Origin of the sequence: Brevibacterium daeguense, assembly GCF_021729135.1 — a bacterium.
GTDB lineage: Bacteria > Actinomycetota > Actinomycetes > Actinomycetales > Brevibacteriaceae > Brevibacterium > Brevibacterium daeguense.
Genome location: NZ_JAJTWW010000015.1, coordinates 46,252 through 71,709, shown reverse-complemented (window position 1 = coordinate 71,709; position 25,458 = coordinate 46,252). Strand labels below are relative to the sequence as shown.

Annotated in this window: 17 protein-coding genes; 11 read left to right on the top strand and 6 right to left on the bottom strand. The window is 65.5% G+C overall.

What is annotated here, in order from left to right:
• Positions 1–10 precede the first annotated feature (10 nt).
• On the top strand, positions 11–1,012 hold the full coding sequence (locus LXN01_RS12045) for a hypothetical protein (protein WP_236865482.1): 1,002 nt from the start codon (positions 11–13) through the stop codon (positions 1,010–1,012).
• Between the two features lie 96 nt (positions 1,013–1,108).
• Here the strand turns inward: LXN01_RS12045 and LXN01_RS12040 are convergent, their stop codons facing one another.
• Positions 1,109–2,053 carry a DedA family protein gene (locus LXN01_RS12040; RefSeq protein WP_236865480.1) on the bottom strand — a complete coding sequence of 315 codons (945 nt, stop codon included), beginning with the start codon at positions 2,051–2,053 and terminating at the stop codon, positions 1,109–1,111.
• Positions 2,054–2,573: 520 nt separating this feature from the next.
• Between LXN01_RS12040 and LXN01_RS12035 the strand changes: the two genes are divergently transcribed.
• Entirely contained in the window at positions 2,574–5,039 is a 2,466-nt protein-coding gene (locus LXN01_RS12035; RefSeq protein ID WP_236865478.1) for an alkaline phosphatase D family protein, read from the top strand.
• Positions 5,040–5,220: 181 nt separating this feature from the next.
• Positions 5,221–5,970: an SDR family NAD(P)-dependent oxidoreductase gene (locus tag LXN01_RS12030; protein ID WP_236865475.1), complete on the top strand. Its 750-nt coding sequence runs from the start codon at positions 5,221–5,223 to the stop codon at positions 5,968–5,970.
• Positions 5,971–6,174: 204 nt separating this feature from the next.
• Here the strand turns inward: LXN01_RS12030 and LXN01_RS12025 are convergent, their stop codons facing one another.
• The gene (locus LXN01_RS12025; protein ID WP_236865473.1) at positions 6,175–8,076 is read right to left on the bottom strand and encodes a purple acid phosphatase family protein; all 1,902 of its coding nucleotides are present in this window, start codon (positions 8,074–8,076) and stop codon (positions 6,175–6,177) included.
• Between the two features lie 284 nt (positions 8,077–8,360).
• Here LXN01_RS12025 and LXN01_RS12020 point away from each other — a divergent pair, with 284 nt between their 5' ends.
• Together LXN01_RS12020 and LXN01_RS12015 are read left to right on the top strand one after the other, a co-directional pair.
• Complete coding sequence (locus tag LXN01_RS12020) at positions 8,361–8,708, top strand: ArsR/SmtB family transcription factor (RefSeq protein ID WP_236865471.1); 348 nt, start codon at positions 8,361–8,363, stop codon at positions 8,706–8,708.
• A gap of 23 nt (positions 8,709–8,731) precedes the next feature.
• Complete coding sequence (locus tag LXN01_RS12015; protein WP_236865464.1) at positions 8,732–9,715, top strand: SRPBCC family protein; 984 nt, start codon at positions 8,732–8,734, stop codon at positions 9,713–9,715.
• Positions 9,716–9,953: 238 nt separating this feature from the next.
• Here the strand turns inward: LXN01_RS12015 and LXN01_RS12010 are convergent, their stop codons facing one another.
• From LXN01_RS12010 to LXN01_RS12000, 3 genes are all read right to left on the bottom strand, one after another.
• Positions 9,954–12,407 carry an SIR2 family protein gene (locus tag LXN01_RS12010; protein WP_236865462.1) on the bottom strand — a complete coding sequence of 818 codons (2,454 nt, stop codon included), beginning with the start codon at positions 12,405–12,407 and terminating at the stop codon, positions 9,954–9,956.
• 440 nt (positions 12,408–12,847) lie between these two features.
• Positions 12,848–14,032: a CaiB/BaiF CoA transferase family protein gene (locus LXN01_RS12005; RefSeq protein ID WP_236865460.1), complete on the bottom strand. Its 1,185-nt coding sequence runs from the start codon at positions 14,030–14,032 to the stop codon at positions 12,848–12,850.
• A gap of 68 nt (positions 14,033–14,100) precedes the next feature.
• Positions 14,101–15,873 (bottom strand): acyl-CoA dehydrogenase family protein, encoded by a 1,773-nt coding sequence (locus LXN01_RS12000; protein WP_236865458.1) that lies wholly within the window; start codon positions 15,871–15,873, stop codon positions 14,101–14,103.
• 99 nt (positions 15,874–15,972) lie between these two features.
• Between LXN01_RS12000 and LXN01_RS11995 the strand changes: the two genes are divergently transcribed.
• The 6 genes from LXN01_RS11995 to wecB all read left to right on the top strand — a co-directional run bounded on the left by LXN01_RS11995 (position 15,973) and on the right by wecB (position 24,895).
• On the top strand, positions 15,973–16,848 hold the full coding sequence (locus LXN01_RS11995) for a LysR family transcriptional regulator (protein ID WP_236865456.1): 876 nt from the start codon (positions 15,973–15,975) through the stop codon (positions 16,846–16,848).
• Between the two features lie 180 nt (positions 16,849–17,028).
• Positions 17,029–18,153, top strand: coding sequence for a TAXI family TRAP transporter solute-binding subunit (locus LXN01_RS11990; protein WP_236865454.1), 1,125 nt, complete (start codon positions 17,029–17,031; stop codon positions 18,151–18,153).
• A 179-nt stretch (positions 18,154–18,332) separates the two neighbouring features.
• The gene (locus LXN01_RS11985) at positions 18,333–20,522 is read left to right on the top strand and encodes a TRAP transporter permease (RefSeq protein WP_236865452.1); all 2,190 of its coding nucleotides are present in this window, start codon (positions 18,333–18,335) and stop codon (positions 20,520–20,522) included.
• 60 nt (positions 20,523–20,582) lie between these two features.
• Positions 20,583–21,725, top strand: a complete 1,143-nt coding sequence (locus LXN01_RS11980; protein WP_236865450.1) for a TAXI family TRAP transporter solute-binding subunit — start codon at positions 20,583–20,585, stop codon at positions 21,723–21,725.
• 57 nt (positions 21,726–21,782) lie between these two features.
• Positions 21,783–23,327: a hypothetical protein gene (locus LXN01_RS11975; protein ID WP_236865448.1), complete on the top strand. Its 1,545-nt coding sequence runs from the start codon at positions 21,783–21,785 to the stop codon at positions 23,325–23,327.
• 404 nt (positions 23,328–23,731) lie between these two features.
• Positions 23,732–24,895, top strand: a complete 1,164-nt coding sequence (gene wecB / locus LXN01_RS11970; RefSeq protein ID WP_236865446.1) for a non-hydrolyzing UDP-N-acetylglucosamine 2-epimerase — start codon at positions 23,732–23,734, stop codon at positions 24,893–24,895.
• Positions 24,896–24,983: 88 nt separating this feature from the next.
• On the opposite strand, the gene LXN01_RS11965 is transcribed toward wecB, so the two are convergent.
• Positions 24,984–25,448, bottom strand: coding sequence for a DUF3151 domain-containing protein (locus LXN01_RS11965; protein ID WP_236865444.1), 465 nt, complete (start codon positions 25,446–25,448; stop codon positions 24,984–24,986).
• Positions 25,449–25,458 lie beyond the last annotated feature (10 nt).

Here is a 25,458-nt window from a genome sequence, read left to right as displayed (position 1 = left end):
TGGATGAGTAATGCAGGAAGCATCAGGGCGGGACAGTTCATTACAGCCTATGCGCAACCTAAGCCGCCATCGTGGCCTGACTCTAACCTCGCCGCGCTCGGTGCGCGTCCGGATCTTGGAGCACCGATTGGCTTTGGGGCGAATTGAACAAGTCTCCGCTCGGTACGATCAGCGCACCGGCCCGACCCACTTCCATCACGGTCCGAAGCATTCGGCGGAATACTACCGGCGTCTAAAGCAGCATCGCGACCGACTGAAGACTCTGGCTCTTATTCCCGCAATTGCTTTCGGTGTTCTTGCCATCTCCTTCAGCATTTCACTCGTCGAGGGCGTCATCATCGGAGGCCTCGTCATGCTGCTCCTCGCAGCAGCAATCGTTGCCGCCTCGATCGCCTACTACCGCCATTGGCGACGCAAGTTGCACGAGCTGGAAGCAAGTGACCCCCTCATTCACCATGTTGTATACCTTCCGGAATACGGCACAAAGGGCCGAGACTGGTCGATGTGGTCCCTCTACGATCGAATGCTGAGCAACTACATTCAGTTGATCGAGCAGTTCGAGGACGTCCGTTCCATCCTTCGGCATCACCCCCATCTGGATCACCAGATCGAATTGAATGACCAGCTCATCATGGTTCTCAACCAGCTCCTCGGGATCGCGGAGAACTCGAGTGAACTTGCGCCCCAGGGTGAGTTCGTCCTCGAGCGTTCACGACACCTTCTCGAGCAGATCTTAGAAGCGCACGAGAACTTGACTCTCGGCTTGATCAGGTACAGAAGAGCAATCGCCGACATTCTCGATCAGGAGCGCCGGTTAAAGGAGATCGAGCGAGCCGAGCGAGCGAACACTGCGCTCTCCGAGATGACCGTTCACAGTGCAGCCACGGACGTATACAGTGGCGAACTCGCCAGAATCGTCGTTCAGCGGGAAGCTGCGGCTACGGCACTCCAGCAAGCGGTCGCTGAACTAAAGGAAGACGTGGACAACCCACTGCTGTCGAGAACGATCTGAGCAATCGAACAATGTTCGAACGTTACAATTCACGCCCAAACGCTCACACCGCGACTCCCGGCCTCACCGGGTAGCCCTCGTCCCCAGCCCGCGCCCTCAGCCCTGCGCCTTCTCTGCCGCCTGCGCCTGCGCCTGCGCAGCAGCCTTGCCGCCCCGGATCCCCGACCACACCGCGACCCCGACGATCAGCACCAGGCTGATCCACAGCGCGTAGCGGTCGACGGTCTGGATGACGTCGACGGCGGCCTGACCCAGCGAGAACCCCAGCGCGGCAACGCCCACCGTAAGGAGCATGCAGGTGATGAAGTCGGCCAGCAGGAACTGCCACAGCTTCATCCGGTTCCACCCGGCCACCAGCCAGATGAGCGTGCCGGGCACGCCGGGCATCCGGCTGACCGCGACGAGCAGGAACAGCAGCCAGCTCGGCAGCTTCCGGAACCGCTCGACCTGCCGGCGCTGCCGCTCGGTGGAGGTGAAGATGTTGAGGATGCCGTCGCCCCAGCGGTACCCGGCCAGCCAGAACAGCCAGTCGAACTTGGCCATCCCGACGAACCCGGCGAAGACCACCAGCCACAGCGGCAGCTCGCCCACCCGCGCGTACGCCGCGGCACCCACGATCGCGGTCTTCGCGCCGGTGAGGAACTCGAGGAGGATCGGCTGGTTGGCGATCATGAACGGCCGCAGCGGCATCATGGCCAGGTAGAACGCCGGGACCACGAAGATCATGGTGAGCAGGACCTTGTCCACCCGGGTGGCCTTGCCCTTCCACGGCTTGAGGTCGGCCATGGTCTTCGGCTGGCCCTCCGCGCCCGAGGCGCCCGCCGCCTTGTCATCACCCGCCCCAACTGCCGAGGTGGCACCGACTCCAATCGGGCCGGGCACCGCGCCGGCTCCCGGCGCCCCCGGCATCGCGCCGATGCCTGCCGGACCCGGCACAGCACCGGACACCGCGCCTACCCCCTGCGCTCCAGCGGCCGCCTCTGCAGCGCCATTCGGAGCATCGGGCGACGGAGACTCGGAGTTATGGGTGTTCGAAGTCAACGGGAGATCCTTCAGTGGGAGCGCGGGGGCATCCGCAGCAGCGCGGACGAGTCGACACCATCGTAGCCACCCCGGCAGCGAATCCGCCCCTCCAGCAACCCAGCATGAGGAACTGGCACTTGATGCCCAATTCCTTGGCTCCGCCCCTCCGGCAATTCGAGCACTAGGAACCCGCACGCGATGTCCACATCCTCGGCCCCGCCCCCTCCCCTCAGCACAAGTGACCGGCAGGTAACGACCGAACCTCGCAGGTGACACCTAAATGAAGCCTCGGCACCGGCACCGGGAGTCCTTTGACTGCATGAGGACCGCACAGTGGAATGGCACGAGTGAGCACCCCCTCCTTCAGCCCCTCAGCAGAGCCCACTCCGCCCCGCGTCGGCTCCCCGGCCACTCCACCCCGCGACGGCTCCCCCTCCACGACGGCCGCAGAACCCGGATCAGCCATCACCGCGTTCCCCCTCAACCGGCGCGCGCTGCTCAAGACCGGCGCGTTCGGCACGTTGGGCGCGGCTGCGATGTGGGGTTCAATGTCGACCGGGCGGCCGCCTCGGTCCCGGCGGGCGAGGGTGCGTTCGGCTACGGGGTCGCCTCGGGCGACCCGACGGCCACCTCGGTGATCATCTGGACCCGCTACTCCCCGCGGGTGAACGGGAAGCCGGCCGTCCCGGGCTCCGGACAGGGAGCGCCCACGGTGGTGCGGTGGACCGTCTCGCCGACCGCCGACTGCACGACCGCCATCGCCACCGGGGAGGTGACGACGTCCCCGGATTCCGATCACATCGTCAAGGTGGATGTCACCGGCCTGGATCCCTACACGGAGTACTTCTACGTCTTCAGCGCCGGCGACGAGGTCAGCGAGGTCGGCCGGACGCGCACCGCCCCCGACGAGCCCGGGCAGACCCACGCGCTGCGGCTGGCGCAGGTGTCGTGCTCGAACTTCACCGCCGGCTACTTCGGGTCGTATCGGGCGCTGGCCGAGCGCGACGACCTCGACTTCGTGCTGCATCTGGGCGACTACTTCTACGAGTACGGCAACGGCGAGGACCGCTACGGCCCGGCGGAGCTCGTCGGCGAGCGCGACCACTCCCCCGCGCACGAGACCGTCACGCTGGAGGACTACCGGCTGCGCCTGGCCCAGTACCGCGCCGACCCGGACCTCCGGGAGGCCCACCGCCGGCACCCGTTCATCACGGTGTTCGACGACCACGAGATCACCAACAACGCCTGGTCGGGCGGCGCGGAGAACCACGACCCCGGTGAGGGCGACTACTCCAGCCGGATGTCGGCGGCGTTCCGCGCCTACGCCGAGTGGCTGCCGATCCGGGTCGAGCCGGACACCGCGCGGCGCGGCACCGCGTTCCACCGGCGCTTCACCTACGGCAACCTGGCCGACCTCTCGGTCATCGACACGCGGCAGCACCGCTCGGAGCAGGTCGGCTCGTTCGTGGTGCTCGGCGACCCGGAGACCGACAGGGCGATCAACGACCCGAACCGACAGATCATGGATCCTGAGCAGATGGCGTGGCTGCAGGACGGGCTGCAGGCGCCTCGGCGGTGGCACCTGATCGGGAACCAGGTGATGGTCTCCCCGCTGGCCTGGCCCGGCCAGTACATGGGCGCGGTCCAGGGTTCGGTGATGATCAACGCCGACGCGTGGGACGGCTACCGGGCCGATCAGGTGCGCCTGCTCACCCACATGGCCCGGCAGCCGGCGTCGGCCGGCGACACGGTCGTCCTCACCGGCGACATCCACTCCTCGTGGGTCGAGGACCTCATCGCCGACGCCGAGGAGATGCTCGACGGGGTCGTCGAGATGTACCCGGCGGCCGCGGAAGAGGCCGCCGAGGCGAACCCGCCCACCCGCTCGCCCGAGGACTCCCCGGCCCCGGCCGCTCGCGAAGGCTCACCGATCCCGCCGCTCATCGCCGAACCGGTTCCGGTCCCGGAAGTGCTCCACCCGCTCGCCTCGCCCACCCGTGCCGGGGTCGAGTTCGTGTGCCCGTCGGTGACGAGCGACGGCTTCTACGAGATCATCCGCAGCGCGCTCCAGTCGGCGACGGCCTCCGTGACCGCGACGACGACAGCCTCCCTCGTGCTGCGGGCGCTGAACCCGCACCTGCGGTGGATGGACGGGATCGGACACGGCTTCGTCATCATCGACGTCACTCCCGAGCGGGTGCAGGCCGACTACTACCTGACGGAGACGCCGACGGAGTTCACCCCGAACCCGCTGCTGGATCCCGAGCACCGGCCACGCCACCGGACCTCCTGGCAGACGCTGGCCGGCAGCCGTCGGGCCAGCCGGGCGGACGGGCCGCTGGGTGAGCGCAGCGATGAGCCGCGGCAGGCTGCGTGCGCCGTCCCGTCGCCTGGTCCCGCTCCGTCCGACAGCCCGACTTCGCCGGCCAGTCCCGCTCCTTCGGGCAGCCCCGCTCCTTCGGGCAGCCCCGCTCCCGAGGCGCCCGCCCCTCCCGGCACCCCCACGGCGCCGGCCACCACGGGGCCGGCACCGTCCCCGTCGGGCGGCGAGTCGACCCCGCCTCCCCCGGGAGCCGCGCCCTCGCCCTCTCCCTCGGGCACCGAGGCGTGGCCGACAGCGCGTCCCACCGAGAGCTCGCGGCCGGGCCGTCCGCGCCCCACCGACACCGCGCAGCCGGGCGGCTGGTCGACGCCGAGCACCACCCCCTCCCGCCCTGCTGCGGGCCCTCCGGCGGGGTCCGGCGACCTGCCGCGGACCGGTGCGGACGTCAGCCTGCTGGGCGCGGGCCTGGCTGCAGTGGTCGGCGGGCTGGGTCTGTCCCTCGCCGCGCGCTCCCGCCGCGGCCGCAGCACCGAGGACGCCGGAAGCCCGGACCCCGGCAGCCTGCCGGCGGGCACTGCGGCGTCAGTCGCGAGCGCTTCCCGGGAGGACGCTGGGTTCCAGGAGGGGACCGGGCGTCAGGAGAGCGCGGAGTCCCAGGACGACGCAGCAGCCGAGGACTGAGCCCGCCATTGTCGCCGCCGGCTCAACATCCTGCGTCACCGGCACTGAGATCGTTACCCACGGCGACGAACGCAACTTCCAAGTACTCAAGCTGTTCAGGGCAAGAACCGCCTTTCACTCCTAGAGTGGAACTCGGGGTGGAATTCCATCCCCGAATCGATCAACTCGGATGGAGGCATACATGTCACGACTGGATGGAAAAATAGTCATCGTCACTGGAGCAGCACAGGGAATGGGTGAAGCTCATGCTCAGCGACTGGCCGCCGAGGGTGCACAAGTAGTCGCCACTGATCTGAACGCCGAACTCGGCCAATCAGTTGCCGACAAGATCAACAACACGATCTTCGTCAAGCACGACGTCACCGATCCCGCGTCCTGGGACGAGGTCATCGCCGCCGCGACGGAATCGTTCGGTACCCCGAACGTCCTCGTCAACAATGCCGGCTACGCAGGACCGGAAGTCAAGGCTGCCGAATTCACTGATGAGGACTACGAGCGAACAATTGCCATTGACCAGCACGGTGTCTTCTACGGCATGCGTGCGGTGATCCCCGGGATGCTCCAGCTGGGAGGTGGCTCCATCATCAACATCTCCTCCACCGCAGGATTCCAGCACAAGCCCGGGACCCCGAATTTGGCCTACACCAGCGCTAAGTTCGCAGTGCGCGGCATGACGAAGGCCGTCGCGGCAGAGTACGGAAAGAACAACATCCGAGTGAATTCCGTCCACCCCGGCGGAATCCTCACCAAGATGCTCATCGACACCGTTCCAGAGGCGCTGCGCGACCAGATCGCGCAGTCCAGTATTCCTCTGGCGCGCTTCGGCAATCCCGACGAGGTCAGCTCAGTAGTCGTGTTCCTGGCATCCGATGAGTCCTCCTACGTCACCGGCACCGAGATCGTCGCCGACGGTGGCCAGCTCGCCATCTGACAGTCAAGCGATCGTCCGACAGCGTGGGTCGGGCCGCTCCAGCCGAATCCCCTCGCGTGACCGCAGACATTCGCACAGCGCTCCTGTTACCGGGACGAGCCTGTTCGGCAGCAGGAGCGCTGGTGAGTACTGCGATCTCTCTCATTGACGCCTCGATCTGATTTCGGTGACTTCCGCTTAGGCCTCGATCAGCTCCCGGCGACTTCACGGACGGAAGCGGCGGAGCATGAGAAGGACCCCGCCGAAGGCCACCAGTCCCAGTCCGATTGCCAGCGCCGAACCGACGCTGCTGCCGGTGCGCGGCAGTGTGCCTTCGGCCCCGGGCGGATCCGTGTCATCGGGGTCGAGCGACACGGAATCTCCGGTCCCGGAATCGCCGCCACCGGCCTCGTCGTCCGAGTCGCCGCCGCCGGCCTCGTCGCCGGAGTCACCGGCATTGGAATCGCCACCGCCTGCCTGCGCCGGCTCGTCCTGTGACGGGGACTCGGTAGTGGGTCTCTCGCCATGCGCCGAACCGTCACCCGGGTCGTCCGTCGGCTCGTCATCCGCCGAGGCGTCACCCGGGTCGTCGGTCGACTCACCACCCGGGGTCTCGGACGGCGACCCGGAATCCGTCGGGTCGGGCGCCTCGGCTCCCGGCGTCTCCTCGGATCCCGGCGCCTCCTCGGATCCCGGCGTCTCCTCGGGTCCCGGGGAGGTCTCCTCCGGCGTCGGAGTCTCCTCGACCACCGGCGGCTCGTCGGTCGGGGTTCCGGTCGGGTCCGGAGTCGGCGACACCTCGCCCGGCAGCGGCTCCTCGGGCACCTCCTCGTCCAGCCCGTCGTCGGCGACCGGTCCGTCGTACACCCGCTTGCCGCCGTCGCACTGATCGATGGAGAACTGGTCGAGCACCTCGCCGATTCCCAGGTCCGTCGTCGAGCTCGCGCCCTTGGCCCCGATCACGGAGGTGTACTCCAGGCGGCACCCGTCGACGGTGATCCGCTGGAAGGTGGAGGTCTGCCCGTGGCGGACCACCTGCGTGGCGTCGTTCTGGGTCCACGTGTTGTCGTCGACCGGCTGCTGCTGGTAGTACTTCGGCCCCGCGTTGGACACGACGTACACCGGCCCGTCGGTCACGCCCTCCTCGTCGGTGACGCTGTCGTTGTGGTGGCCGCGCGCGTAGGTGTGGTCGTGGCCCTGGAGCACGAGGTCGACGTTGTGCTCCTCGATGACGGGGCCGAAGGCGGCGCGCACCTCGGGCTCGTTGCGTCCGACCGCTGTCGAGTAGACGGGCTGGTGCGCGGTGACGACCGACCACGGATGCGGGTTGTCCGCCAGCACCTCGTCGAGCCAGTCGGCCTGGGCCTGGAGGTCCCGGTTGCCGTCGAGTCCGACGAACCGCACCCCCTGGTAGTCGTAGTAGTAGGAGGTCTCCTCCGTCACCCCGTTGCGCGGCAGGGTGAAGTTCTGCCGGAAGTGGCTCATGTCCAGGTCGACGTAGGTCTCGTGGTTGCCCGGCACCGGCATCACCAGTCGGCCGGCCGCATCCTCGCCGAGGGCGGCGAACCAGTCGTCCCACTCGGACTGGATGTTGGCGTAATTGACGAGGTCACCGGAATGCAGCGACAGGGCGGCATCCGGCGCGTACTCGAAGCCGGCGCGGATGACCGGCGGCCACTCGTCGTCGAGCCCTTCCTGCGCGTCGCCGAAGTACAGGAACTCGAAGGGCTCGGCGTCGGAAGCGGCGGTGGTGAAGGAGTGCCAGTCGCCCGCGGTCGTCTCGTCCTGCACGATCCGGTAGCGGTACTCGGTGCTCGGCTCCAACCCCTCGATGACCGCCGACCACGTGTGCTTGACGAGGTAGAACCCGTCGCGCTGAGTGGTGACGGCCCTGATCGCTCCGTCCGGGTTCTCGAGCTCGATGGTGTAGCTCAGCGCCGGCGGCGCCGAGAAGTTCACCGCGACGGAGGTGCCGGGTGTCGTGGTCGGATTGAGGACGAGCCGGCTGATGTCGATCTCCGCATCCGAGCCGACCTCGATCGCGGTCTGCGTTGCCGCCGGGGATGCGGCGATGACGGGGCTGAGGGCGAGGACGGCGGCGAGCGCGGCAGGGCCGAGGCGAGGCATGATTCTCCTGGGGAGGCAGCGGGTGGGGACCGACGGCCACTCTTTCCGGCCCGCATGACGCCGAAGTTGCGCCGAAGTGAACCCTTGCCCCACCTCCTCCTGTCCGACAGCGGCCGAGGCGCCACGGCCAGGTTGCGACCGTGTCACCGCGCCCGAAGCGCCTCGGCCAGGTCGCGACCGTGTCACCGTCGCAGCACCCTCTTGACGTGCTCCACGCCACAGGCGTAATGTACAACCATCTGGTTGTGCAATGATGATGCGGCCAGGAACCGTCAGGAGCAGCAGTGGACCGTCCCAGCGCACAGGCACTCAGCGACGCAGAGGTCGACCGGATCTTCCGGGCCCTCGCTGATGCCACGCGTCGGGACATCGTCCGCCGCACCCTGACCGAGGCCATCACGGTCTCCGCGCTGGCCGCCGACTACGACATGTCGTTCGCGGCCGTTCAGAAGCACGTCTCCGTCCTGGAAGCGGCGGGGCTCGTGACCAAGCAGCCGCACGGCCGGGAACGCCTGGTCCGCGGTGATCCGAACACCATCCGCACGGCCCAGTCCCTGCTCAACCAGTACGAGGAGATCTGGCGCGGCCGCATCGACCGCCTGGACTCCCTGCTGGCCGAGGACTCGGACTGAGCACTCTTCCGAAAGGCAGAGCCATGCCCGTCACCACTGTCACCAAAGATCCCAACGCCCTGACGATGACGATCGTCGCCGAGTTCCCCGTCCCGGTCCGCCGGCTCTGGGACGCCTACGCCGACCCGCGCCAACTGGAGAAGTTCTGGGGCCCGGTCGGCTACCCGGCGACCTTCACCCGCCACGACATGTTCCCCGGAGGCCAGTCGCACTACTACATGACCGGCCCCAACGGCGAGCAGTACCCCGGCTACTGGGAGTTCCTCGACGTCGACCCCGGTCGCACCATCGAGGTGCTCGACGGCTTCCGGAAGGAGGACGGCTCGCGCAACACCGAACTGCCCACCATGCGCGCGGTCTTCACCTTCGAGCAGACCGACTCCGGGTCGCGGCTGACCTCCACCTCCTACTTCAACAGCGCCGAGGAGCTCGAGGAGCTGCTGAAGATGGGAATGGACGAGGGCACCCTGTCGGCGATGAGCCAGATGGACGATGTGCTGGCGGACCTGCAGTCCTTCGCCGCCGGCCAGGGCGTGCAGACCCAGCTCATCGGCGAGAACCAGGCCCGCATCAGCCGCGTCATTCGTGGCTCCAAGGAGCAGGTGTGGCACGCCCACCACGAGCCGGAGCTGCTAAGCAGGTGGCAGCTGGGGCCGGACGGCTGGACCATGCCGGTCTGCGAGGTCGGCACCACAGTGGGCGACTCCTACCGGTACGAATGGGAGCAGGACGGCGGCGGCGAGCGCTTCGGCTTCACCGGGGAGGTGCTGGAGATCTCCCCTCCGCACCGCGCGGTGACCACCGAGGCGATGATCGGCCAGGAAGGCACCCCAGTCACCAACGAGCTCACACTCACCGAGGTCGACGGCGGCACGCTCCTGACCCTGCTCTCCACCTACCTCAACGCCGAACTGCGCGAGATGATCCTCGGCACCGGCATGGCAGACGGTATGGAGGCGAGCTACGCCCGCCTCGAGCGGGAGGTGCTCCAGACTCAGGCGGGGTGAGGAACGAAACGCGAAGGCACAATCGAAGGAAATGCCTGAGTACGATCGTGCTCTGTCCGGAACCGTAGATTTCCGCGACTCAGCCTGAGATGCGCCTGGACTAAGGCCGAACGCTCGCTTGCTAAGCACCCCTGCGCGGGCGCCCCACCTTGCACGCCGTCGAGCCACGAGCGAACGGCGACTCAAGCTTAGGCCACGCGAGAAACCACGGCCCAACTGAGGTCTTACCCAATTCGCCTTAATCGCCCTCGGCAAGTTTAGTCGCGGTCTCCTCTGAGTCCGCACCCACAGCATATGGCTCAAGCCCGATCGCCCGCATCCTGCCCTCCAGATTTCTACGAACTTGCGCGATTTCCGGGTCGCCGTTGAACGCCTCATACTCCCGCAAATAGGCAATGGCATCGTCGAACGCATAGAATTCGCCGTGGTTCTGAGCCAAAACAAGACCAATATCGCCTAAAGTTCTGTAGCTATACAAGTCGTGGTCAAAATCTCTTATGCACCGGCGAATGATCCCTTCGGCATCCTGAAGCATGGCCTTTCGATCACCGTCAGCTATCGCGGGCGTCAGCTCTGCTTTACGCAACGTCAGCACAGCCTTATGGCGCAAGACTACAGCATCCTTGCCCAAAACTCGCTCCGCTTTTACTATCTCATTTTCTGCATCGGCCAGTAAGTCATTCTTCAAAAACAGGCGGATCAGGCGGCGCCGAGGAGTCCGATGCCCTGGGATAGTCTCGATCAATGCCCGATAGAGGCCGATCTGATCACTCAAATTGGTCAGACGATTAATTCCCCAATCATCGGTAGCGATCGCAATAGCATTTTCCAGCTCGATGTATACGGAGGGATTGAGTCCTTCGATTAGCGAAAACAGTAACGCGCGCAGATCATCCTGGTCCGCGAACTTCCACCTAGCGATGGTGGCAGCAATCACGTCATGCCGTGTCTTCCACCCGTATATACCCTGCTTTCCATTGATTGTATGTTCGGAAACGATTCCCTCTAGCTGGTTGAGAAGTGCGTCCAGCCCAGTGGCTCCAATACCTAAAATCCGCATGATCAATTGTCTATGCACATGGCCACTCATGGCTTGGATTGCAGCGACATGCCTATAGACTTCCTGCGCTTCGCTCGACAGCTCGAAATACTCCTGCAGAAGAATGTTATCAAGGTTTTCGTTGGCAAATATGTTCTTCAAACATACGAACATGTCGGCGCTGCACTTGTCCCGAAGACGACGGATCTTCTCATTTCGACTCAGTTCCAGGAAGCGACTTTCAACCATACTCCGGATTTCTGGTCGTCGATCAACGAGATTCACCAATTCGTCAATGTCGCTTCTCTCCAGAACTGAGAGCTTTATAAGGCTTCCTTTGGAGAAAAACCCACGAGATTTTGTGGACACCCGCCATTTGGAACTCTCCGCCGTAACCAGTATCCGCAGATGAGGCCGAGTTAATGAGTTCAGGTGCTCGACGAGGCGATTGACGGATTTCAGGTGCCTCGTACAGTCGTCGACGAAGAGGATCCCGTCCTTGTTTTGCTGCCGAAGCTTAGCCTCGACAGCAACCCATGCTCCCACGTCTAAGGGATGGTCTGACAGGTGCTCCCACGCAGGCATACCTCTTTTCATCCGCTGGAGCATAAACGCACGTGCCATGGTCGTCTTTCCAACACCTCGCGCGCCGCTGACCACCATAAAATAACCGCGGGATCCACTCTTCGCATTCTCCAAACGACTAAGTGCAGCTCGATTAATGGTGTGGCCTTGAGCGATGTCTGCGTATGTCGCTGGTGTGCCGTTGAACAGCTGGACCGGGTTAGCTGGAAGCTGCGAAGCATGACGCACGTCTAGACAGGTCAGAAGCAATTCCGTGCTTAAGTACTCGTCAGCGTCCGAAGAACTTGAGTGAACCGGGCTCTTCTCAGCACGACTAGTGCTGAGAAGGCTCCGCAGAACGTCCTCAAGATCGCCCTGCACAACCTCCACGCCGAGACGAGTGTACAAAGAAGCTCTGTCCTCGTCATAGTCGTGAACCATCAAGAACACGCGCGCTTGCACGCCTTCCTGCCTCAGACTACATACCCGCTTCACCAAATCCTTCAAATGGCGGTCGTTCAACGACTGCCCGATTATCAAAGTATCTGCGGTGAACATATCAGTCTGTAAAGCGTTGAAGAGGGTCTGGCGATACTTGTCGTAGTCGTCGTAGTCGCTTTCCGTAATCAGCATGCTGCTCTTGTGTCCCGACCCAGCGTCTTGAGTGACACATCCGTGGATTTTATAAAGCGGGGTTATAGAACCGCGGGGCCTTGTTACATCGAAATTTGATCGATAAACGCTAAGATCCCGACCGCGCTCTTTGTACGCTTGCTCGATAAGGGTGTCGTAATTGGTTGTGTAGATTGCTAACCAGTTGAAGTTGGGGAGAGCAAGAAGACCACCTGCGGGCTGCAGCTTCTCTAAGCTTTCACGAACCAGCTTGGTCAATTGCGACCGACCAAACCGATTCTCAAAAATTTGGGCCACTTCTGACAGCTCTTCCCCCGGGTCCCGCCCAAGCTTCGACGCTAAGGTAGCACTCAGTGCCCGACCAGTTGGAGCACCAGATGAAATCGACGTTCCCGCCCCAAACAACAATGCTGTTCGGGATGGTTGGATGGTGTCAGCTAGGTCCTCAATCTTCAACTTTCCCCCTGGCTAAGCGAGCAGTTCACAAGAGCGTAGTCGTTCCTCGATTACAGAAGGCGCGGGCTCTCGTTCCGTGGAACATTTTTGCTAGCCCGGAAGTGCTATGAGGCTGGCGTAAGGTAGCTCTGTGACAGTCCGCGATTCCCATACAATTTCGACGAGGCGGTTAGTAATGGGATGCGTAGCGTTACCTTGCCCATCTGTGCTCTCGCGCACGCCCGGCCTCTGACGAAGCCAATAACTGCAAGGCGTTAAAGGAGTCTCTGGTGAGCTCCAATCCCATCAAGACTAGCCGTGGGCCTGCTCGTCGAAAGCGGCGGAGACATGTTCGGAAGCCTGATCGCATAAACATCATAAACCGAGATGCGTAAGCATCCTTGCTACCCACGACGCGGGCGGGTTTCTCGGCTCAGTCGATCTTCCCCCGCCGACAGCCCTCACCCCCGCATATCCACCCAAAACACCTCGTCCGTGTGCTCCCCATGCCGCGGAGGTGGCAGCCGATACTCAGCCGGAGTCCGGGACATCTTCACTGGCGAGGCGACACCCCGGTACCCGTCATCGAACTCCACGAACATCTTCCGGTGCACCGCATGCGGGTGCTCGACGACCTTATCGACAGTGTTGATCGCCCCGCACGGCACGCCGATGGCCATCAGACCCTGAGCAACCGTCGCGGCGTCGGAATCCGCCATCGCGTCCTCGAGCAGCTTCCGCAGCTCCGGGCGATGGGCGCACCGGTCGGAGTTCTCGGCGAATCGCGGATCAGCGGCCGCCTCGGGAATGCCCAAGTACTCGCACAGTTTGGCGAACTGGCCGTTGTTGCCCACGGTGATCGCGACATCTCCGCTTCCCGTCCGGAAGGTCGAGTAGGGTGCGATGTTCGGGTGGTCGTTGCCGGTGAGCTCCGGAACCTTGCCCGAGGCGAAGTAATTCGGCATATGCGGGTGCATGACCGAGATGCCGCAGTCGAACAGGGTGGTCTCGACCCGTTGGCCCTGCCCGCTGCGCCCCCGCTCATGGATCGCCATGAGGATGCCGTTGACCGCATTCAGCCCCGTGATCATGTCGACGGCCGGCATGCCGATCCGCGTCGGCCCGCTCTCCGCGGTCCCGTTGACGCTCATGAGTCCGGCCTCGGCCTGGACGACCGCGTCGTAACCGGGCAGTCCGCCCAGCGGGCCGTCCTCACCGAAACCGGTGATCGAGCAGTGCACGAGGCGGGGGAACCGCTGCGAGAGCACCTCCGCGTAGCCGAGCCCCCACTTCTCCAGGCTGCCGGGCTTGAAGTTCTCGACGAGCACGTCCGCGTCCGACAGCAGTTCGAGTAGCCGGGCCCGCCCCTCGTCGCCGCGCAGGTCGAGGACGACGCTCTTCTTGTTGCGGTTGACGCCGGCGAAGTACCAGGCGACGCCCTCGGTGACGAACGGCGGCCCCCAGTGCCGGGTCTCGTCGCCCTGCGGCGGTTCGACCTTGATCACCTCGGCGCCGTGGTCGGCGAGGATCTGGGTGGCGTAGGGCCCGCCGAGCACGCGCGACAGATCGACGACCTTGAGCCCGGCCAGCGAGCCCCACCCGCCGGCTCCGCGACCTCCGTCGGTTCCGCGCGCCTCGCCAGACATGGCGCCTCCGCCCGTCACAGCTCCCCCAGGGGCCACAGCCCCACCGGTACCCGACGTCTCCCCCGCCATCACAGGCTCCCCTGCAGCTCAGCCGCGTACCGCTCAGCCGCCTCCGCCGACACCGGCTCCTGTCGGATCAGGGCGTCGAGCAGCTCGGCCGATTCCTCGATGGGTGCCAGCGGGTCCTGCGGCAGGATCCGGTGGCGCAGCACCATCGCGGCGAGCACCTGCCGGGTGTGGTCGCCGGTCCGCTCGGCGATCCGCGCGCCCTCCGAGAACATCACGACCGCCGAGGTGATGTTGTACAGCGCGGTTGCGATCTGCCGGACCTGCGCCTCGTGCGCCCCACCGGCCAACCGCTCGACGGCGTGCATGACGCGGGACAGCTGCTCCTCCAGCGTCACCCGCACGGAATCCAGCCCGCGGGTCTCGCTGAGCAGCAGCTGGAGGTGGCCGATGAGCGGCTTGAGCGCCTCGGCTCGGTGTGCGGCCCGGACGACATCGAGCGCGATGATGTTGGTCGTGCCCTCCCAGATGGAGCCGAGGTGGGTGTCGCGCAGGATCCGCGCGTCGCCGAACTCCTCGATGTAGCCGACTCCGCCGCGGGCCTCCATGGCATCACCGGCCACCTTGCGGGCCTCGCGGCAGGCGCGCAGCTTCACCAGCGGGGTGAGGATGCGCAGCACCGACGCCGCCTCGGTGTCTCCCGCGTCGGCCTTCGCGAAGACGTCCGCGGTGTGGAGGAAGATCGACGTCGCCTGCTCGGAGGGCACGAGCATCTTGATGAGCTGGCGGCGCTGCAGCGGCAGATCGATGAGCCGGCGGCCGAACGCCTCGCGGTTGAGGGCGACGTGGCGGGCTTCCCCGAAGGCGCGGCGCATCATGCCGGCCGAGCGCACCGCGTTGGACAGCCGCGAGGAGTTGATCATGTCGGCCATCTGCTTGAAGCCCTGGCCCACATCGCCCACCAGGTAGGCGGTCGCGCCCTGCAGGCTGATCTCCCCGCTGGCCATCGAGCGGGTGCCCAGCTTGTCCTTGAGGCGGACGATCCGGTAGCGGTTCGGGATGCCGTCGTCGAGGACCCGCGGCATCAGGAACAAACCGATCCCCTTGATCCCCGGCGCCGCATTTTCCGGCCGGGCGAGCACGAGGGCCAGGCCGGCGTCGGCGTTGGAGCAGAACCACTTCTCGCCGGTCAGCGACCAGGTGCCGTCGCCGTTGTCGGTCGCGGTCGTCACCGTGCGGCCGACGTCGGAGCCGGCGTCCTGCTCGGTCATGAACATCGCACCCTGCGTCAGCTCGCCCAGGTCCTGACTCGTCAGCCCGCCGATGAACTTCTCGACGAGCTCCGCGTCGCCGAACTTCCGCAGTGTGCGGGTCAGCGCGTCGGTCATGCTCACCGGGCACTCGAGCCCGAACTCGGCCTGCGCGAACAGGTAGAAGGTCAGGTACTTGACCACGGGCGGCAGCGGCTCCGGCCACCCGAGCACTCCCCCGCGGTGGCTCATCGCAGCCATCCCGAGCTCGCCGAACGCCACCTCCTCCAGCCGCTGGTACGCCGGATGCTTGTCGATCCGCTGCAGGTCCTCGCCGCGGCGAGTGCGGTGCTCCAGCACAGGCGGGTTCTGGTCGGCGGTGTGGGCGAGCTCGTCGAGCTCACCGCCCAGCCGAGCGCCCAGCTCCTCGAACTGCGGCACCAGATGGGCGCGAAGCTCCTCGGAGAGGTACAGCGGCAGCAGCTGCTCCATCGAGCGGTCGTCGGTGAACCGGTTGATCCCCCAGCTGTCGGGCACCGGCGAGGTCGATGCCGGAACAGCGGGCGCCTCGGTCTGCACACTCATCGGATGACTCCTTCGTCTCGTCATGCTTCGCCTCGAGCGTAGGCAGGTGACGCCCATAACCTCCAATACAAGTTCTCGATCAGAAGATAATCTTCGCCTATGAACCAGAACCAGCTCAGCATGCGCCGGCTCTCCTACTTCACGGTGCTGGCGGACCTGCTGCACTTCGGGAAGGCCGCCGAGGCGCTCCACATTTCCCAGCCGGCGCTCAGCAGCGAGATCAGGAAGCTGGAGTCCGAGCTCGGGCTGACGCTGTTCGTGCGCAAGCCCCGCACGGCACTCACGCGCGAGGGCGTCATCCTGCGCCGGCGGGCCCAGCACCTGCTGGCGGCGGCGGAGCGGTTCAGCTCGGGAGCGGAGGACCTGGCGGCCGGGATCACGGGCAGCGTGACGATCGGGTGCGTGCAGACGTTCTTCCTCCGCGGGCTGCCGCAGGCGGTCACGGCGATCGAGAGCGAGCGACCGGGCATCAGGGTGCAGATCGTGGAGATGACCACGGCCGAGCAGCTCGAGCAGCTGGACTCGGGCGGGGTCGACATCGCCTGCGGCCACAGCGCCGCGCAGTCCGCGAACCTCACCTCGGTCCGGGTGGCCAGCGAGGAGTTCCGCCTGTGCACGCACCCGGATCGGCCGGCTCGAACGCTCGCCGACGTCGCCGAGGAGCCGTTCATCATCTTCCGGCGGGAGGTGTCGCCGCACTACTGGGAAAAGGTGATGTCGGTCTGCCGCGCGGCCGACTTCACTCCGCGCGTCACCCATCAGACGACCACGTGGAACGCGGTGATCTCGCTCATCCGGCAGGGGCTGGGGGTCTCGCTGGTCCCGGCGATCATCGCGGACACCGGCGAGGGATTCACCGCCACCCGGCTGGGCGCCTCGGCGGTGAGGTCCGAGTCGTGGATGACGATGCGGCAGGAGGACGAAGGCTCGGCGGTCGGCCGGGTGTTCGAGAAGCTCACGGCACTGCTCCAGTGACCTGCACTTTCGACAAGGACTCACACGATAATGACTCACCCGCGCCAGGATTGATACCTTCAGGACACTAAAAATCGCGGAACTGTTTCAGTCAGGTAACGAATGATGTAAGGTACTTCACACCGGCGCTCAGCCTCCTACGCTGGTGAAGACCTTTCAGCACTCACTAGGGACCATTCAATGAAGAAGATCCTCACTTTCTCAGCCATGGCGCTTGCCGCGGCGCTGACCCTCACGGCGTGCGGCGACGGCGAGACACAGACCACCGAAAGCGGACTGCCGTCCCAGATGGTCTGGTCGACCTACGGCACCGGCACCTCGACCTACGCGGACACCGCGGCCGTCGCCGAGGCGCTGACGAGTGCCGAGGGCGCCAACATCCGCATCGTCCCCTCCGACACCGCGATCGGACAGCTGACCCCGCTGCGCGAGGGGCAGGCCGGCTACACCCGCACCGGCGACGCCTACATCTACGCGTTCGAGGCGGATTACGACTTCGCCGTCCCGGACTGGGGACCGCAGGACGTGCAGGTCACCTGGGCACCCACCGCGCCCCACGGCCTCATGGTCCGGGCCGACTCCGGCATCGAGAGCGTCGAGGACCTCAAGGGCAAGAAGGTCGCCCGGGCGACTGCGAATCCCTCGGTGCAGAACAAGACCGAGGCGATCCTCGCCTACGGCGGACTCACCTGGGACGATGTCGAGCCCGTCAACATCAGCTACGGCGACCAGGCCCAGGGCCTGCAGAACGGGCAGATCGACGCCCTGTACCAGCAGGTCTACGGCTCCTCCCTGTTCGAGTTGGAGTCCGCCGTCGACGTGCGCTGGCTCGAGCTCAGCGAACCGGAGGGCGAGGCGGCCGACCGCGTGGAGGAGATCGCACCGTCGACGTACATCGACACCTTCTCGAACGGCCCCGGTCAGGAGGAGGGCGAGGAGACGTACGGCCTCTACTACGCGGTCCCCATGATCACCATGGCGGACACCCCTGAAGAGGAAGTCCATGCTCTCGCCACGGCGCTGCACGAGAACTTCGACGGCTACAAGGACGTGACGCAGACAACCCCGGGCTGGGGACTGGACAAGGCGCAGGTCGAACCCACCGAGGTGCCGTTCCACCCGGGTCTGGTGCGGTTCCTCGATGAGCAGGGCAAGTGGTCCGAGGAGGCCGAGGCGAAGAACACCGAGCTCATCGAACGCGGGCAGGCGCTCCGGGAGGAGTGGCCCAAGTACGTCGAGCAGGCCGGCGACAACATCAACGCCGAGGACTGGACCGCATGGAAGGACGAGAACATCCCGGAGTGATCGCCTCCGCAGGGTGCCGGTGACGCGCTCGGCTCCGTGAGCTCGCGCCCCACCGCGTTCGGCTCCGGCAGCCGGCGCCTCACCGCACCCGCCATCTTCGACAGCTTCGTCTCGCCGAACTGCCAGCGCCGGGCGGACGACACCAGCGTCCGCCCGGCTCACCTCTGATTGGACCGCTCATGCACGCTCAGACCGACAAGCACCCACCCGCAAAGAAGCACCCTCCGACCGAGAAGTACGTTCCCACCGAGAAGCACATCGACATCGAGAAGAGCTCGCGGGTCACCGGCCCGTGGAAGGTCGTCGTGGTCGTGCTCACCGTGCTCGGTGTGCTCCTGGCGATGAATCAGGCCTTCTTCTGGAACCCCGGCGGCTTCTCGCTGCTCAACAACTCCTACCTGTACTTCGTCCTGGCCTGCTTCCTGCCGATCATCTTCATCACCTTCCCGATCGCCAAGTCGCAGCGGGGCAAGAGGGTGCCCCTCTACGACGCGGCGATCGCCGCAGTGACATTCGCGATCTGCGTGTACCTGGGTCTCAACGGCGAGACCATCGTGACCTTCGGCTGGGACTACGCGGCGCCGCCGCTGGCCACCGCCGCGTCCTTCCTGCTGTGGGCCATCGCGCTGGACGCCCTGCGGCGCAGCGCCGGCCTGGTCGTGACGATCATCGCCCTGCTCTTCTCGCTGTACCCGCTGATCGCCGGGGTGATGCCGATTGCATTCCTCAGCGGTCTGTCGTTCGATCTGCAGACCACGGCGCAGATGCACGCGCTCGGCAGCGACTCGATCCTCGGCCTGCCGATGCAGGTCGGCGGTTCGATCCTCATCGGCTTCCTGATGTTCGGAGTGGCGCTGCAGCACACCGGCGGTGCCGGGTTCTTCTACGATCTGGCCCAGTCGGTGTTCGGCCGCTACCGCGGCGGCTCGGCCAAGGTGTCGGTGATCTCGTCGGGGTTCATGGGCATGATGAGCGGTTCCGCCGTGTCGAACGTGCTCACCACCGGGCCGATGACGATCCCGGCGATGAAGCGCTCGGGCTTTTCCGGCAAGTACGCCGCCGGCGTGGAGGCCACCGCCTCGACCGGCGGCACCATCACCCCGCCGATCATGGGCACCGCGGCCTTCCTCATGGTGTCCTTCGTGGGCGTCCCCTACGCCCAGATCGCTCTCGCCGCGGCCATCCCCGCGCTGCTGTACTACCTGGGCATCTTCGTCCAGGTCGACGCCTACTCCGCCAAGACCGGCCTCAAGGGGGTGTCCCGGCACCTGTTGCCCAAGCTCGGCCCGGTGCTCCTGACCGGGTGGCCGTACCTGGGCGCGCTCATCGGCCTCATCGTGGTGCTCATCGTCTACAAGAACGAGACGCAGGCGCCGTACTACATCATCGCCTTCCTCCTCATCATCGAGATCGCCAAGTACGCGCTCAGCAGCGACCTCAAGAAGGTTCCCGGCCTGCTCTACGAGTTCATCTACGCCTCGGGCAAGACCATCGCGGAGATCATCGGCATCCTCGCCGGCGTCGGCCTCATCGTCGGCGGCCTGTCAATGACCGGTGTGTCCCTGTCGCTGGCCCGCGAGCTCGTGGCCCTGGTGGACGGCAACCTCATCCTCATCCTCCTCACCGGCGCGATCACCTCGTTCGTCCTCGGCATGGGCATGACTGTCTCCGCCGTCTACGTGTTCCTCGCGATCGTCATGGCACCGGCCCTGACGCAGCTGGGCATCAACCCGATCGCCGCCCACCTGTTCGTCATCTACTGGGCCACCGTCTCCTACATCACCCCGCCGGTGGCGCTGGCCTCGTTCGCGGCGGCGAACATCGCCAGGACCCCGGCGATGGCGACCTCGCTGGTCGCGATGCGCCTGGGCTCGGTGAAGTACATCATCCCGTTCGCCTTCGTCTTCAACCCGGCGCTGCTGGCGCAGGAGAGCAGCCTGTTCGAGATCTTGTACACCACGGTGTTCTCGGCCATCGGCGTGTTCCTGCTCGGCTGTGCGTTCGAGGGCTGGATGATCGGCGCCGGCAAGCGCCTGCACATCCTCATGCGCATTCCGCTGTTCATCGCGGGACTCGCCGCATTCGCACCCGAGCTCATCTCGAGCATCATCGGCGTGGCCGCAGGTGCGGCGATCATGATTATCACCCGGTTCTTCAACGCCGGCGACGCGCTGGAGCGGCCCGCCGCGCCTCCGGCCGATGACGCGGAGGTCGCCGAGGCGCTCGCCCACCCCGGCGACGACCTCCACGAGGCCGAGCAGGCCGACCGGTTCGACGCCGAGGCGGACCGCGGCTCCGCAGTGCCCGCCGCCTCCGGCGACGGGCCGGCTGGCGAACCCCGAGCGGAGGACCCGGACCAGCGCCGGTGACCGCGAGCCGACAACGCCCCCAGGCAGACTGACGACCCTGAGACACGAATCGGAGAAACCTTGACGACACGACGGATACGAGCTCTTCTGTCCACCGTCCTCGGCACCGGACTGGTGCTCGGCATGGCAGCCTGCGGCCCCGGCGGCACTGAGAACGGAGCGCCGGTGACCGAAGGCGGTCTGCCGGAAACGATGGTCTGGACCACCTATCCGGTGGGCACCACGACCTACAACGACCTTGCGGCTGTCGCGGAGATGGTCACGTCGGACATGGGCAAGCAGGTCCGCATCACCCCATCCGATACCGCCATCGGGCGCATGACTCCCCTGCTCGAGGGACAGGCGCACTTCTCGAGGACCGGAGACGAGTACATCTTCTCCTTCGAGGCGGACCACGACTTCGCGCAGGAGAGCCAGGGACCGCATCCCACCCGCGTCGTCTATCCCGTGGAGGCGCGCCAGGGGTTCACCGTCCTGGAGAACTCCGGCATCGAGAGCTACGACGACCTGCGCGGCAAGCGGTTCCCCAATGTCACCGCGAACCCGTCCATCAATCAGAAGATCGAGGCGCTCTTGGCCTACGCGGGCCTCGAGCGGGACGATGTCGAGTTCGTGGACGTCTCTTACGGCGATCAGCCCGGGGCGCTGGAGAACGGCCAGGTCGACGTCATCTTCTTCGGCCTGTACGGCTCACCCCTCTTCGAGCTGGAGCAGAGCCGCGGCGTGCGCGTGCTGTCGATGGACGACGAGTCGCCGGAGGCCCTCGATCGGCTGCGCTCGGTGTCGAAGGTGCTCAACATCGGCGACTTCCAGAACGGGCCGGGAATGGAAGAGGGCGAGACCATCCGCACCCTGATGTACCCGCTTCCCGTCGTCGCGCTCGAGAGCACGTCGCCGGAGGCCGTCGAGGAGCTGGTGACCGGGTTCGCGGAGAACTTCGAGAGCTACAAGGACTCCACCCCCACCACTCCGGACTGGGCGCTCGAGGAGATCCCGAAGGTGCCGACCGTGGTCCCGTACCACGACGGTCTGATCTCGTATCTGGAGAGTCAGGGCGAATGGTCCGAGGAAGCCCAGCAGGCGAACGACGAACTCCTCGAACGGGAAACCCAGCTCGACGAATTGTGGGACACCTACCTGGAGCAGGCTGACGAGGTCAACCACGAGACCTGGAACTCCTACAAGGAGTCCGAGCTCAGCTGAGCGGCACGACTCTCGCTCAGGGAAGCATGATGCCCGGCACCTGAGGTGCCGGGCATCATGATTTCAATGGAGAGGTTACGGCAGCTCGGCCGGGTCGACGCCCGGCTCTGCAGGTGCCTCATCCACGACCGGGGCCTCATCCTCAACCGGGGCCTCATCCTCAGCCGGGGCCTCATCCTCGACCGGGGCCTCATCCTCAGCCGGAGCATCGTCCTCGGCAGGAGCATCGTCCTCAACCGGGGCCTCATCCTCAACCGGGGCCTCATCCTCAGCCGGGGCCTCATCCTCGACCGGGGCCTCATCCTCAGCCGGAGCATCGTCCTCGGCAGGAGCATCGTCCTCAACCGGGGCCTCATCCTCAACCGGGGCCTCATCCTCAGCCGGGGCCTCATCCTCGACCGGGGCCTCATCCTCAGCCGGAGCATCGTCCTCGGCAGGAGCATCGTCCTCAACCGGGGCCTCATCCTCAACCGGGGCCTCATCCTCAGCCGGGGCCTCATCCTCGACCGGGGCCTCATCCTCAGCCGGAGCATCGTCCTCGGCAGGAGCATCGTCCTCAACCGGGGCCTCATCCTCAACCGGGGCCTCATCCTCAGCCGGGGCCTCATCCTCGACCGGGGCCTCATCCTCAGCCGGAGCATCGTCCTCGGCAGGAGCATCGTCCTCAACCGGGGCCTCATCCTCAACCGGGGCCTCATCCTCAGCCGGGGCCTCATCCTCAGCCGGGGCCTCATCCTCGATCGGGGCCTCATCCTCAACCGGCGCATCGTCCTCAGCCGGGGCGTCATCCTCAACCGGGGCTTCGTCCTCGGCAGGAGCGTCATCCTCAACCGGGGCCTCGTCCTCGACCGGCGCATCGTCCTCAGCCGGGGCGTCATCCTCAGCCGGGGCGTCATCCTCAGCCGGGGCGTCGTCCTCAGCGGGAGCGTCATCCTCGACCGGGGCCTCATCCTCAGCCGGGGCCTCATCCTCAGCCGGGGCCTCATCCTCAGCCGGGGCCTCATCCTCAGCCGGGGCCTCATCCTCAGCCGGGGCCTCATCCTCAGCCGGGGCCTCATCCTCAGCCGGGGCGTCGTCCTCTACGGGAGCGTCGTCCTCAGCGGGAGCGTCATCCTCGACCGGGGCCTCATCCTCAGCCGGGGCATCGTCCTCAGCGGGAGCGTCATCCTCGTCTACTGGGGCGTCTTCGTCCGGAGCGTCATCCTCGTCGGGGGTCTCATCCTCGTCCGGGGTCTCATCCTCGGGAGCGTCATCCTCGTCAGGGAACTCGTCCTCGTCGGGGACGTCATCCTTCTTCTGCTGGCCCGGGGCGTGGGCGTGGGCGGCCTCGCGGTTGCTTTCCCCGGGAGCCTTGTCCCTGGCGGCAGCGGATACAGCGTTGCCCTTGCTCTCCGCATGTTCGGGAGGACCGGCGATGGCGGCTGCGGCGCCCGTCCCCAGGCTCAATGCGCTGATGGCAGTAGCGGCGATAACACGATGTGTGAACTTCATAATCTTTCACCTTCTCTTGTCGATGCTGGTGACTGCGGCCCTGCGTGCCTTCGGACAAATAGTTGTTCGACACTTCGAAACCAGGACCACGGTTGCTATGCGATCACGTAATCCACCAATCCGTCAACGCACCTTGTGTTTTCCCAAACACCATTGACGCTACTTTCAAGTAGGCCCTCCGCCCCAAATCATGTCCAGTCCGCGAACCGCCTGGACTCTTGGAGAAGGCCCTCACCCAGCATTTGCGCGAGCTGGAGACCGATGCGCAGTCCACCGCGACGCCTATCCACGGAGCCCGCGACACGGCCTTCCGAATCGATTTGATACCCGCCAGTAATGTGTGATATGTCATTCGCCATTCCAAATTAGGAAAAACAGCTCTATATCAGGTTAGAGTGACCTATGGAAGCGGAAACGCCCTTCATGTGATTGAGCTTGTGGTTCTCCGCAACCGACGCGCTTTCCCGCACCCTGCGGGAAAAAGTATCCCCGACCCCTCGAGACCTGGAGTAGTCATGGCTCAGCCAACGATCCTGTCGGTTTACGGCACTCGTCCGGAGGCCATCAAGATGGCGCCGGTCATCAAGGCAATCGAAAGCAGCTCTAACCTCACATCCAAGGTGGTCGTCACCGCTCAGCACCGAGAAATGCTCGACCAGGTCAACTCGCTGTTCGGCATCGAGCCCGACGTAGACATGAACATCATGTCCAAGGGCCAGACCCTCAACGGAATCACCGCTAAGGTTGCGCAAGGTCTCGACGGCATCCTGGAGGACACGAAGCCGGACGCGGTTCTGGTGCAGGGTGATACGACCACTGTCATGGCTTCGTCGGTGGCAGCTTTCAACCGAGGCATCCCGGTGATCCACCTTGAGGCCGGGTTGCGCTCCGGTAATCTGCTGAGCCCGTTCCCAGAGGAAGCGAACCGTAAGCTCACCAGCCAGCTCGCCGCGCTTCATCTGGCTCCGACCCCGCAGTCCCGCACCAACCTCATCGCCGAGGGCATCGATTCCGCTGGCATTATGGTCACGGGCAACACCGTCATCGATGCGCTTCACATGGCTGTCGCGATGCAGGTCGCGCCTGAATCGTCTGAAGTGGCCGCATACGTCCAGCACGACGGTCCCACCATGCTCGTCACCACTCACCGTCGGGAGAACCTCGGTTCGTCAATGGAGAACATCGGTGTGGCCCTGGCTGAGCTAGCGGCAGCGCGTCCTGAGCTGTTGATTCTGCTGCCGGCTCACCGGAATCCTCTGGTCCGCGAGGCGGTCCTGCCGCGCGTCCAGCACTTCAACAACGTCATCGTCTCCGAGCCGCTATCGTACGGAGAGTTCACAACCGTGATGGCCGCTTCGGACATCGTGCTGACCGACTCCGGCGGCATCCAGGAGGAGGCACCCAGCCTGGGCAAGCCAGTGCTGGTGATGCGGGAGAACACAGAGCGACCGGAAGCGGTAGACGCCGGTTCGGTCAAGCTCGTCGGCACCGACCGTGCAGCCATTGTCGAGAACGTCTCCAACCTGCTTGACGACCGCATGGCATACGAGGATATGGCTCGTGCCGTCAATCCCTACGGTGATGGACAGGCAGCAGCCCGGACAGTTTCCGCGATCGAGGAGATGTTCAACCTCGGCAGCCGGATTGAGGAATTCGGTACGGAGTTCGCTCGCGTCTGAAAATCGCCGCCGCCGGAGGCGCTTGGACCCATCGGCGATCGCTCGCCCACCGGCTGCTGACTGAGTCAGGCAGCCGGTGGGCGAGTTTTCAGTTCGGCTCGGCTGCGATGGCGTCGATTGCGTCAGGGTCAGACTCGCGCAGGAACTTTTCGATCCGCGCGGCTTCCTCACTCTCCCCGATGCCAGCTGAGGCGCGACCGAGCGCGTAGAGTGCCCGCAGGAACCCGCGATTGACCTCGTGGGAGTAAGGGATGGGGCCGGCGCCGCGCCAGCCGGCCCCGCGCAGCGCGTCGAGCCCCCGGTGGTAGCCGACACGCGAGTAGGCGTAGGAGTCCACCAGGCGCCCTTCATCGAACGCTTCGTTGGCCAGGATTGCCCACGCCAGCGAACTTGCGGGCAGGTCGTGCGCCACGTCGAGCGCCTCTTCGCCCGCGTCCAGCCGCCGCTTCGCCTCGACGTCCGGATGGTCGTCGGGCAGGTAGGTCGGCTGCGGGCCGAGTCTGCTGGCATCGAGGTTGCCGATATGGGATGGATTTCCGATGGGTTGAGTCATGATTCCTCTC

Bases quoted from the DNA above. Each gene is read 5' to 3' on its own strand.
- LXN01_RS11965 (WP_236865444.1), bottom strand. From the start codon at position 25,448: ATGACTCAACCCATCGGAAATCCATCCCATATCGGCAACCTCGATGCC.
- LXN01_RS12000 (WP_236865458.1), bottom strand. From the start codon at position 15,873: ATGAGTGTGCAGACCGAGGCGCCCGCTGTTCCGGCATCGACCTCGCCG.
- LXN01_RS12005 (WP_236865460.1), bottom strand. From the start codon at position 14,032: ATGTCTGGCGAGGCGCGCGGAACCGACGGAGGTCGCGGAGCCGGCGGG.
- LXN01_RS11995 (WP_236865456.1), top strand. From the start codon at position 15,973: ATGAACCAGAACCAGCTCAGCATGCGCCGGCTCTCCTACTTCACGGTG.
- wecB (WP_236865446.1), top strand. From the start codon at position 23,732: ATGGCTCAGCCAACGATCCTGTCGGTTTACGGCACTCGTCCGGAGGCC.
- LXN01_RS12015 (WP_236865464.1), top strand. From the start codon at position 8,732: ATGCCCGTCACCACTGTCACCAAAGATCCCAACGCCCTGACGATGACG.
- LXN01_RS12025 (WP_236865473.1), bottom strand. From the start codon at position 8,076: ATGCCTCGCCTCGGCCCTGCCGCGCTCGCCGCCGTCCTCGCCCTCAGC.
- LXN01_RS11990 (WP_236865454.1), top strand. From the start codon at position 17,029: ATGAAGAAGATCCTCACTTTCTCAGCCATGGCGCTTGCCGCGGCGCTG.
- LXN01_RS12030 (WP_236865475.1), top strand. From the start codon at position 5,221: ATGTCACGACTGGATGGAAAAATAGTCATCGTCACTGGAGCAGCACAG.
- LXN01_RS12045 (WP_236865482.1), top strand. From the start codon at position 11: ATGCAGGAAGCATCAGGGCGGGACAGTTCATTACAGCCTATGCGCAAC.
- LXN01_RS11985 (WP_236865452.1), top strand. From the start codon at position 18,333: ATGCACGCTCAGACCGACAAGCACCCACCCGCAAAGAAGCACCCTCCG.
- LXN01_RS11975 (WP_236865448.1), top strand. From the start codon at position 21,783: ATGATTTCAATGGAGAGGTTACGGCAGCTCGGCCGGGTCGACGCCCGG.